Source organism: Pseudomonas sp. TKO26, assembly GCF_003225665.1.
GTDB lineage: Bacteria > Pseudomonadota > Gammaproteobacteria > Pseudomonadales > Pseudomonadaceae > Aquipseudomonas > Aquipseudomonas saponiphila.
The window spans coordinates 153,825-163,413 of sequence record NZ_QKLN01000012.1 but is presented as its reverse complement, the minus strand read 5'-3'; the positions used below and the strand labels follow the sequence as shown (position 1 = coordinate 163,413).

The following is a 9,589-nucleotide window of genomic DNA, read 5'->3' as shown; positions in this document are numbered from 1 at the left end:
GCTGGCCAGCAACGCCTTGCGCGGCACAAACAGCCACCCACAGCACGACCTAATGAGCGCATTGGCAAATTTAAGCATTCGCGTTTTTGGCTGTATGTCACCCGAAACCCGGACAATTGTCGGGCATCGAAATATTTTGCAAAATCGCCGCTATTTAATTGATAAACATGGCTTTTTTAATGCAAAAAAAAGCACGAGACCGATCGCCCTGAAGGCTACCGGTGTCGTGCAAAAAGACGGCTTGCGCCAACGCTTGAATCAGGCGCGGCGATCCTGGGCGACGAGGCTTACATCGGAGACGATATGGCCATCCAGCAGCTTGATCACACGATCGGCCAACTGGAAGTATTGATCATCATGAGTGATGATCAGAATGGTCTTGCCGCGGCGTTTGAGTTCCGGCAGCAACTCTTCATAGAAGAAGCGCTTGAAGGGTGGATCCTGGTCTGCCGCCCACTCGTCAAGCACATACACCGGGCGGTCTTCCATGTAGGCACACACCAGGGCCAGGCGTTTCTGCTGGCCGTAGGACAGCTCTTTGGTAGTGGAATAACCCAGCCCTTCGATCTTGATCTTGTCGGCCAAGCCCAGGGCGCCGAGGTACTTTTGCGCCAGGTCCGGGTTGACCTCTTCGCCTTCCGGACCAATCAACCGGTTGAACAGATGAAAGTCGCTGAACACTGCGGAAAACAGATCGCGGTAATCGCTGCGGTTGTCATCAGTGACGGCAACGCCATCCAGCAGAATCTGCCCGGACTGAGGCACGTACAACCCGCACAATGCCTTGACCAGGGTACTTTTGCCGCAGCCATTGCCACCAATGATGTAGATCAGCTCACCACTGTTGATGGTCAGGTCAACCGGCCCGAGGGCAAAGCCGCTCTCGGCGTCGGCACCGCGGTAGTTCATCACCACGCCTTTGAGGGTGATTTCCTGCCAGTGCTTTTTGTGCTCAAGGCGCAGGACATTGCTGGTTTCCGGCTCGCCTTGCTCGGCATGGTGCTCATTGATCAGGAAGCCGAAATCGGCCAGGCGGGTGATCGCAATCCGGCCCTGCGCTACCACCGGCATAGTGCTGATCAACAGGCCCAGCGGCCCGAGGATGTACATCACGGTCAGGACGCTGGCGGTCAGCACCTGACTGTCGGTGACGGTCAGCAGCGGCAAGGCAAACACCAGGCTGCCAATCAGCAAGGACTGAGTGACCAGCCCCATGTTTTCCGCGCCGAGGTACCACAGGTGCTCGATGAAGTTGAAACGCGCTACCCGCGTCGACGATTCCTTGATCGCCGAACGACCAAACCAGCGCCGACGGATACCGTTGAGCTTGAGCTCCTTGAGGCCAAAGACCAGACCATGGGTATGCTCGTTGAAGGCAGTGAACTCATCACGCACACGGCCAGTGAACTTCACCCCGCCAAGGAACAGAAACACATACAACATGGCGCCCAGCACCAATAGCGCCAGCGTCAACGCAAACACCGTCCATGACAGGTAGGCCAGGTAGGCCAGGCCGAACATGAATACCGTGGCTTCCACCAGCATCACCGGCATCACCAACAAGGTGGCGTTGAGTTGCGGAATATCAGTGGTCAGCAGTGTCAGCACATTGGGTGGGCCGCGCCGATCGACTTCTTCAAGGGGCGACGAGAGGATTTTCTGGCACAGCGCGATGCGCAGGCGCGTCATCAGCTTCATGTTGGCGTAAGCGGGAAACAAGGTCGCGCCGTTACGAAACGCCAGCGCCACCACGCTCAAGCCAATAAACCAATACAGCAGGTGCAAGCGCGATCCCTGCTCGTAAATAGCCTGGTTGACCACGTTGACCACCGCGATCGCCGCCACACCACTGACGATGCCGGTGACCAGGGAAAAGAACGCCAGCCAGGGATGATTTTGCCAAAGCAGGCGCAAGACCGAGCCCGGCTTGGGCGGCTTCTCATGCTTTTTGTTCATGGACCAACTCCTCAAATACACGCAAGACCGCGCATGGCCCGCCAGACAAGGCCGCTGCTACCGGCCCTGTTGCCGGCGCCGCCAAGTGTACGGATTGGCGCAAATTCGGCTGTCCCCGAAAGCCTGTACAAAACGCGGACCGAGACAAATACACACCACCGAGGCGGATGGCCCCTCCGAATGTCCCCTCTTTCCATTGCAGACCGGCGCAGCGTGAATGGGCCTAATACGGTCCCGAGCCGGACCCCTAAGGAGTGAAAGGTGGCTGCTCTGATCGCTCACCCACCTCTTAAAAGAACAGCGCCATCAAGGATGATTGGACTATGGAAATGACGAGCAGCATGCAAAATGCGGACAGCCCGCACTTCTATTTCGTACTCGGCGAATTGGTTTCCAGTACCGACCAGGATCACTTCGCACTCAATATGCTCAAGCTGATCGCCAAGCTCCTGCCGGTCACGGCGTTGACACTCAGCGAGTGGACCCTGGACAAGTCAAACAACAGCCTGATCGATATCAAGCCTCTGGGCACGGCCGGCAACCCCGCCGACATCCCCGTCCAACAAGCGAGCAGCGCCACTGCCAACCCTCCCCTGCTCAAGGAAGTGCAGGAGATGGAGGGCTCGTTGCTGATCCGCCTGAATACGCGAACCAAAGGGGCAGCGGGCAAGGTGTCACGCGTTGCGGCGCACGAGTGCACCCTGGTATCGCGCGATGGCAGCCGGCGCTGCGTGGTGACGCTGTATCGGTCCCATACGCAGAAGGATTTTTCCTTGAGTGAATTGTCGCTGCTGAAAAACCTCTCCGAAGCCTTGCTGCCATTGATTGAAAGCTATGCCCAGTTCAGCCGCCAAAGTGCGCTGCGCAAGATGGGCAGCTGGATGGCGACCCCGCTCAGCGACACCGAACCGTCGCACATTCATCGTGAGTTTCAAAAACGTCTGTCGCTGTGCGATGTCACGCTCTCAACCCGCGAACAGGAAGTTTGCCTCGGCTTGCTCAACGGCGGAACCGTGCCGGAAATAGCCGAGAAATTACGTCTCAAGAACAGCTCTATCGAAACCTATCTCAAGCGTGCGACAGCAAAGCTTGGGGTCAGCGGCCGACACGGATTGACCAAGTGGACGGTCGGCACCTAACGACATTCAAGAAACGGGTTACTGCGCTGCAACCCGTTTTTCCCTTTGCATGAGGCTGGCCAATGAACAAGTTTGCTTTCTCTGCGGTGGCGGTTGCAGTGGCACTGAGCGGGTGCTCACTGATCCCTGACTACCAGCAACCGGCAGCTCCGGTGACCACGCAATACCCGCAAGGCCCAGCCTATGCTGCCGCTGCAGGTAGCGTCAGCGAAGACGTTGCCCGCCAGGGCTGGCGCACGTTGTTCCATGACCCCGCCTTGCGGCAGTTGATCCAGACCGCCCTCACCGAGAACCGCGACCTGCGTGTGGCGGCGCTGAATGTCGAGGCGTACCGCGCGCAGTACCAAATCCAGCGCGCTGACCTGTTCCCGGCGGTTTCGGCGACGGCAGGCGGCACCCGCCAGCGGGTACCGGCGAGCATTACCAAGACCGGTAAGGCGGCGATCACTTCGACGTACTCCGCCAACCTGGGCATCAGTGCCTATGAGCTGGATTTCTTTGGCCGCATCCGCAGCCTCAGCGAGCAGGCGATGCAGGCGTACCTGGCCACCGAGCAAGCCCAGCGCAGTGCCGAACTGAGCCTGGTCGCCAGCGTGGCCAATGCTTACCTGACCTGGCGTGCCGACCAGGAATTACTCGCGCTGACACGCCAGACCCTCGCCTCTTATGAGGAAAGCCTGCGTCTGACGACCCGCAGCCTGCAGGTGGGTACCGCGTCATCGCTGGATGCCGCCCAGGCGCAAACCAGTGTCGAAAACGCCCGCGCCAACCTTGCGCGCTATGAGCGACTGGTGGCCCAGGACCGCAATAGCCTGACGTTGCTGGTTGGCACCGCACTGCCGGAGTCCCTGCCGAGCCTGCCGCTGTCGAGCAACCTGATCGCCCAGGTGCCCGCCGGCCTGCCGTCGGACCTGCTGCAACGCCGCCCCGACATTCTGCAAGCCGAATACCAGCTCAAGTCCGCCAATGCCAACATTGGTGCGGCCCGCGCAGCGTTCTTTCCCAGTGTCAGCCTGACCGCCAACGCCGGCGCGTCCAGTTCGCAACTGTCGAGCCTGTTCAAGGGCGGCTCCGGCAGCTGGACATTCCAGCCGCAGATCAACCTGCCGATCTTCAACGCCGGCAGCCTGCGCGCCAGCCTCGACTACGCCAAGCTGCAAAAAGACATTGGCGTGGCCCAGTACGAGAAGGCTATCCAGACCGCCTTCCAGGAAGTCTCCAACGGACTGGCGGCACGCCAGACTTACAACGACCAACTGAACGCCCAACGCGACCTGGTGCAGGCCGACCAGACCTATTACAACCTCGCTCAACGCCGCTATCGCCAGGGCGTGGACAGCAACCTGGTGTTCCTCGACGCACAGCGCTCGTTGTTTTCGTCACAGCAGGGGCTGATTACCGACCGATTGGCGCAGCTGATCGCCGAAGTCAACCTGTACACCGCCCTCGGCGGCGCATGGGGGGAACCGACCCGACTGGCCGCTGCCGAGACGCGGCCATGAGCACCTTCGAGCCCGGGCAATATGTGCGCCTGCGCTCGGGGGGCAAAAGGATGCTGGTCAAATCGACACTGGGGGCGGCGCCGTTGCCGCACTCCACACTGGTGCTGTGTGAGCACGAAGAGAAAAAACGCAGGGTGCAGGGGTTTTACATCGCCACCAACCTGAAGCTGGCGAGCACCCCTCAAAAGTGAAGCCACCCGGCACACAGCCGCGGTGGTTTTTACAGACGAGTTCTTTGCAGTCAACAAGTCCTGGGAACAGCAAAAATTCTTACAGTTTCCTCAGCGCAAACAGCGTCATTAAATCTACTTTCATAAAAATCAAAAGCAGCTTCTACGCCGCAGTTGGAAAAATGCCTTTTGACTTCCTTCATCTGCCATGACTCAAGACCTGCATCATTTTCTCGGACTTTTTCCAAGAAGCCGAGCGAGGCCGGCTTTGGATAAATAAACATATTAGGGATGAGGACGCCTTGTTCCTCCAATCCCGCAAAGTCGGTAAAAGTCACCGCAAAAAATACATTTTCACTTCTTGATACTTCTAACAGCCTTAACGTATTCAAAAGAAATACAGCGAGCCCTGTCAAAAAGTCAGAAGCCCCGCTGTCGCTCATCTCATCCTTCAAGAACTTTAAACGGCTGTATCTTGATACAAGCGGTAACTCTTCAAAGCTTTCGTAGCTCTCAAAGAATACGTCCATATCGTTATAGGGTTCTTCACTGATTATTTTGCTGTAGATATCTGTAAGTTTCATTCTTAGGCAGTGCTTCATCCGTACTTGTTAAGTCATTCTTCTGTTTTTTCGAGAGCGTCACATCGCCTTTGTCATTTGGCTGTTGAACCGCCTCCTCGACGACTTTCCATAAGGGCCGATCATCCCGTCACCGCCTGATAAACAACCCGGTGCGCCTCGGTCGGCAGTGGCACTTCCCACTTGAACAGCATGCGGCGGATATCATCGTTGCGCAGCGAAGTGTCGCGCTTCTGGTTGCGCTGCATGATCTCGCTCTCGGGGCGCTCCAGGTAATGAATCTGCACTTGTGCGCCGTAACCGTAGAGCAAGTCCAGGGTGCGGTTGCGCATCTGCGCCGACAGGTGCGTCGAGTTCCAGACAAAGGGTCTGTGCTCGCGCAGCAAGGCCTTGGCCCGGTCGATGGCGTAGTGCGCAGCGGCGCCTTCGTTCTGTCCGTGGCGCAGGCCCAGGGCTTGGCGGGCGTCGTCGAAGGACACCACCGGCAGCTCCGGGTGATGCTGTGCGGCCCAGGTGTCCTTGCCGCTGGCCGGCAGGCCCGAGAGCATCACCACCGAGGAACCCTGCGGCGCGTGCAGCGGGTAGTCGGGATGGACTCGGGCGCCACGCAGGTACTGAATGCGTGTGTAGTCGTCGGCAAAGGCCCGTGGTCCGTGCAGGCAGCCCTCCTCCTGCGCCAGCTCGCGCCACAGTTCGATGGCATCCAGCACATCGGCCTTGCCGGCGTAGTGGCGCCCCTGCATATCGGCCTCGGCGACGGCGCAGAGCATCCACAGCGGCAGTTCCCAGGACAATTTGTGCAACAGGAACTCAGGGCTGCGGCCGCTGCGATCACCTTGCAGGGCAAAAAACGGCACCTGGTGCACGGCGATGATGCGGCAGATCTGCTCGCGCAGCTCGAAAGGCACTCCGGCGCGCCACAACAGCAGCCGCGCATCCACCGCCCCCCGACGCGAGTGACCGGGTTGGCCGATACGCCCGGTATCCGGGTCGATCACCGTGGTGTCGGGCTTGGCGATATCGTGCAACAGGGCAGCGAAGAACAGCACGAAGCGCTGCTCGGCGCTGGCCTGCTGGTAGGCGGGTTGGGCCAGCAATGCTTGGACCACCAGGCGGGTATGAATCCACACATCGCCCTCGGCGTGGTAGGTCGGGTCTTGTGGTGTGTCGACCAGGCGCGCCAGCGCCGGAATGGCCGCCAGGCAAGCGGCGGCGTCCATGTCGCGCCCCGGCTCGGGGACCAGTTGTTGCAGTTGTCGAATATCCATATCGGGATGCTCCTTCAGTAGCCGTGGCGTGGGCCCTGCCAGTCCATGGACAGGCGCGGCGCATAGAGATCGACGCCGGCGGCCAGTTGATTGGGGATAAAGGGTTGGGCGGCATGGTGCTGGTCGGCATCGAGGATGGCCTGGACGAAGTCCTGGCGTACCCACTTGAGCCGGCCAAGGGTTTGCTGCTCGTCCTCGAGTTTCAGGTACAGGCCTTCCATGCGGCTGGAACGGTCGCACTGGCGCCAGGCGCGGGCCAGGTCGAGGCCTTCGCGGTGCACCACCTGCTCGAACACCTGGCGCCAGTGCGCGGTCTTGGCCAGCGAATCGCCCACCAGCGCTAGCAGCTCGGCATGCCGGCGCGGCGCCGGGCCCTCGTACAGCACCGGCACCGACAGCACCGGTCCACCTTCTAGCAGGCGCCGGCGCGCCGCGGTGGAGAGGAACAGCCCGGTGGCGCGGTCCCACACATCGAACTCGCAGAAGTAATGTGGCAAGTGGTCGTAGAACACCGAGTGCTTCTTGTGCAGCCACTCGCCATAGAGCACGAAGCGATCCTCCAGGCGTTCCAGCAGCCACTGCTCGTGGGCCGAGGCCCACTGTTTGAACAGATTGAACTGACGCTCGCGGCCACCGCCGGTGAGGTAGTGACCGCGAGATTGCAGGCGCAACTCGCCGCCGGCGCTAAAGCTGATGCCGGCGTTGGCGCCATCGAGTTTTTCTTCCACCACCAGCCACTGTCCGGCCAATGCGGCATAGCGCACCTGGCCAGTGTCAGTGTCGCCCTCTTGCAGGCGCGAGCCTTGCAGGTGGGGCGTACGGGGGTATTTGAGCAGTTCCAGATTGTGCGCGGTGGCACGAATATCCATGTGCATGGGTTTGTCCTCGAAACAAGAGAAAAAACCAACGACAGGATCAGGCAGGCATGGCAATCAAGCGCCGCCGCGCGCAAGCACGGGCAGCCATCAGGCAAGATGGACCGTCGTCGGTATCAGGCGTGTTGGCTGGCGTAGGGCACTGGCTTCACCACTTGGAGAATAGGTTGCAGAGGCTTTCCGGCGCGCATTCAACAGCAGATAGCGGCATCAGGTCAAGCACCGGCGAGGAGCCGGTCCTCGCCGCGCCCCGCTTCGCCTCATGGCTTGCCGTGCATGCTGTTGCGCCATATGCGGTAGGCCCTGATCCCCGAACGCACCGAACTGAACAGCAACTGGCCGTCCATTTCCCGGGTCATCCCCGAGCGTTGCAGCATCGTCAGGAAAGTACCGCGGGCACGGGCGATCGCGAAGTAGATGCCTTGGGCGGCCAGGGTTTCGCGGATTTCCCGCAGCACCGCGATGCCGCTGACATCGATATCGGTCACCGCCTCGGCATTGAACAGCACCACCTCGGCCTGGCTCTCGCGCTGCACGGTTTCCAGCAGGCGCATCTTGAAGTAGTCGGCGTTGAAGAACAGGATCGCGTCGTCGAAGCGGTACACCACCAGGCCAGGAACAGTGCGGGCTTGCGGGTACTGGCGGATGTCCACCTGGCCTTCGATGCCCGGCATCCAGCCCAGCACCGCGTCGGTGGGTTGGTAGATGCTGTATAGCAGGCGCAGGATGGCCAGGGTCACGGCGAACATGATGCCCGGCAGCACGCCCAGCCCCAGCACGCTGACGGTGGTCAGCAGGCACAGCCAGAACTCGAAGCGGCTGAGCGAGTAGATCTGCTTGAGGGACTTCACATCGATCAAGCCCCAGCCCGCCATCAGCAGCACCGCGCCCAGCGCTGCTTGCGGAATCCAGGCCATGGGCGCGGTGAAGAACAGCAGGATCAACGCGATCGCCAAGGCGGCGATAATCCCCACCAGTTGGCTCTTGCCTCCGGCCATGTCATTGACCGCGGTGCGCGAATCCGCACCGCTGATGGCAAAGCCCTGGGAGGCGCCAGCGGCGAGGTTGCTCATGCCCAGGGCGATGAACTCATGGTTGGCGTTGATTGCGTAGCCATGACGCGCGGCGAAGCTGCGGGCGGTGAGCATGGCGCTGCAGAAACTCACGGTGGCGATGCCCAGCGCGTCGCGCAGCAGGCTCTTGCTTTCCTCCAGGGTGGTCTTGGGCCAGGACAACTCTGGAATCCCGGCCGGTACATGACCAAGAATCGCCACCCCGAAGCGGTCCAAGCCCAATAGCCCGGCCAGCAAGGTGAACACCGCCACCGTCACCAGCGCTGCCGGCAGGCGCGGGTAGCGTCGCGGCAGCCAGATCAACAGGCCCAGGCTGGCCAGGCCAACGGCCAGGGTCAGGGCATGGATCTCCCCCAGACGCTGGAGAAAGTCCGCCAGCCCCAGAATGAAGCCCTCGCCTTCGATCTTGAAGCCCACCACCTTGCCCATTTGCCCGGCGATCAGGCTCAGACCGATGCCGTTGAGGTAGCCGATGAGGATCGGCCGCGAGAAGAAGCTGGCGATAAAGCCCGCCCGGGCGATCCCGGCGGCAATCAGCATCAGGCCCACCAGCACGGTGACGATCATCGACAATTCGACGGTACGCTGCAGGTCGCCCATGGCCAAGGGCGCCACGGCCCCGCCGAGCATGGCGCAAGTGGCGGCATCGGGGCCGACCATCAGTTGCCGTGAGCTGCCGATCAAGGCATAGACGATCATCGGCAGCACACAGGCGTAAAGCCCGTACTGCGGTGGCAGGCCGACGATCTGCGCATAGGCGATGGCGATCGGGATCTGAATAGCCGCCACCGACAACCCGGCCCGCAGGTCGGCGCGCAACCATGCGCGGCGGTAGTGCAACAAGTTGGACAGGCCAGATAGACAGCGGGATAACGACATGCCGGGTCCTTTCGAAATAATCCGTTTCATGCTTTGGCTACGCCCGGGCAGCCAGGCGATACGGGGCGCTATTCAAGCGGATCGCGCAACTTAGTGCCATGAGCTGGAGCAGCTTTTGCTTCCCAACAGCGACCCCAGGACGCATC

Annotated in this window: 8 protein-coding genes; 3 read left to right on the top strand and 5 right to left on the bottom strand. The window is 60.7% G+C overall.

Translation table 11 applies throughout. From position 1 onward, the window contains the following. Positions 1 to 258: 258 nt before the first annotated feature. Complete coding sequence (locus DNK59_RS18610; RefSeq protein ID WP_016963420.1) at positions 259 to 1,956, bottom strand: cyclic peptide export ABC transporter; 1,698 nt, start codon at positions 1,954 to 1,956, stop codon at positions 259 to 261. A gap of 323 nt (positions 1,957 to 2,279) precedes the next feature. Between DNK59_RS18610 and DNK59_RS18605 the strand changes: the two genes are divergently transcribed. From DNK59_RS18605 to DNK59_RS18595, 3 genes are all read left to right on the top strand, one after another. Beyond that, positions 2,280 to 3,095: a helix-turn-helix transcriptional regulator gene (locus tag DNK59_RS18605; RefSeq protein WP_110725492.1), complete on the top strand. Its 816-nt coding sequence runs from the start codon at positions 2,280 to 2,282 to the stop codon at positions 3,093 to 3,095. Between the two features lie 62 nt (positions 3,096 to 3,157). Further along, positions 3,158 to 4,597 carry an efflux transporter outer membrane subunit gene (locus tag DNK59_RS18600; RefSeq protein ID WP_110725491.1) on the top strand — a complete coding sequence of 480 codons (1,440 nt, stop codon included), beginning with the start codon at positions 3,158 to 3,160 and terminating at the stop codon, positions 4,595 to 4,597. Next, positions 4,594 to 4,788 carry a hypothetical protein gene (locus DNK59_RS18595; protein ID WP_110725490.1) on the top strand — a complete coding sequence of 65 codons (195 nt, stop codon included), beginning with the start codon at positions 4,594 to 4,596 and terminating at the stop codon, positions 4,786 to 4,788. Before DNK59_RS18600 ends, DNK59_RS18595 begins: the two co-directional genes overlap by 4 nt. Positions 4,789 to 4,838: 50 nt before the next feature. Here DNK59_RS18595 and DNK59_RS18590 read toward each other — a convergent pair whose 3' ends face one another. From DNK59_RS18590 to DNK59_RS18575, 4 genes are all read right to left on the bottom strand, one after another. Next, on the bottom strand, positions 4,839 to 5,351 hold the full coding sequence (locus tag DNK59_RS18590; RefSeq protein ID WP_256596454.1) for an Imm15 family immunity protein: 513 nt from the start codon (positions 5,349 to 5,351) through the stop codon (positions 4,839 to 4,841). 119 nt (positions 5,352 to 5,470) lie between these two features. Then, entirely contained in the window at positions 5,471 to 6,616 is a 1,146-nt protein-coding gene (locus DNK59_RS18585) for an AAA family ATPase (RefSeq protein ID WP_110725488.1), read from the bottom strand. A 14-nt stretch (positions 6,617 to 6,630) separates the two neighbouring features. Beyond that, entirely contained in the window at positions 6,631 to 7,491 is an 861-nt protein-coding gene (locus tag DNK59_RS18580) for an RNA ligase family protein (protein ID WP_110725487.1), read from the bottom strand. Positions 7,492 to 7,751: 260 nt separating this feature from the next. Continuing rightward, entirely contained in the window at positions 7,752 to 9,443 is a 1,692-nt protein-coding gene (locus DNK59_RS18575; protein WP_110725486.1) for a SulP family inorganic anion transporter, read from the bottom strand. Positions 9,444 to 9,589 lie beyond the last annotated feature (146 nt).

Coding starts and splice junctions, on each gene's coding strand:
- DNK59_RS18590 (WP_256596454.1), bottom strand. CDS start 5,351: ATGAAACTTACAGATATCTACAGCAAAATAATCAGTGAAGAACCCTAT.
- DNK59_RS18585 (WP_110725488.1), bottom strand. CDS start 6,616: ATGGATATTCGACAACTGCAACAACTGGTCCCCGAGCCGGGGCGCGAC.
- DNK59_RS18580 (WP_110725487.1), bottom strand. CDS start 7,491: ATGCACATGGATATTCGTGCCACCGCGCACAATCTGGAACTGCTCAAA.
- DNK59_RS18575 (WP_110725486.1), bottom strand. CDS start 9,443: ATGTCGTTATCCCGCTGTCTATCTGGCCTGTCCAACTTGTTGCACTAC.
- DNK59_RS18600 (WP_110725491.1), top strand. CDS start 3,158: ATGAACAAGTTTGCTTTCTCTGCGGTGGCGGTTGCAGTGGCACTGAGC.
- DNK59_RS18595 (WP_110725490.1), top strand. CDS start 4,594: ATGAGCACCTTCGAGCCCGGGCAATATGTGCGCCTGCGCTCGGGGGGC.
- DNK59_RS18605 (WP_110725492.1), top strand. CDS start 2,280: ATGGAAATGACGAGCAGCATGCAAAATGCGGACAGCCCGCACTTCTAT.
- DNK59_RS18610 (WP_016963420.1), bottom strand. CDS start 1,956: ATGAACAAAAAGCATGAGAAGCCGCCCAAGCCGGGCTCGGTCTTGCGC.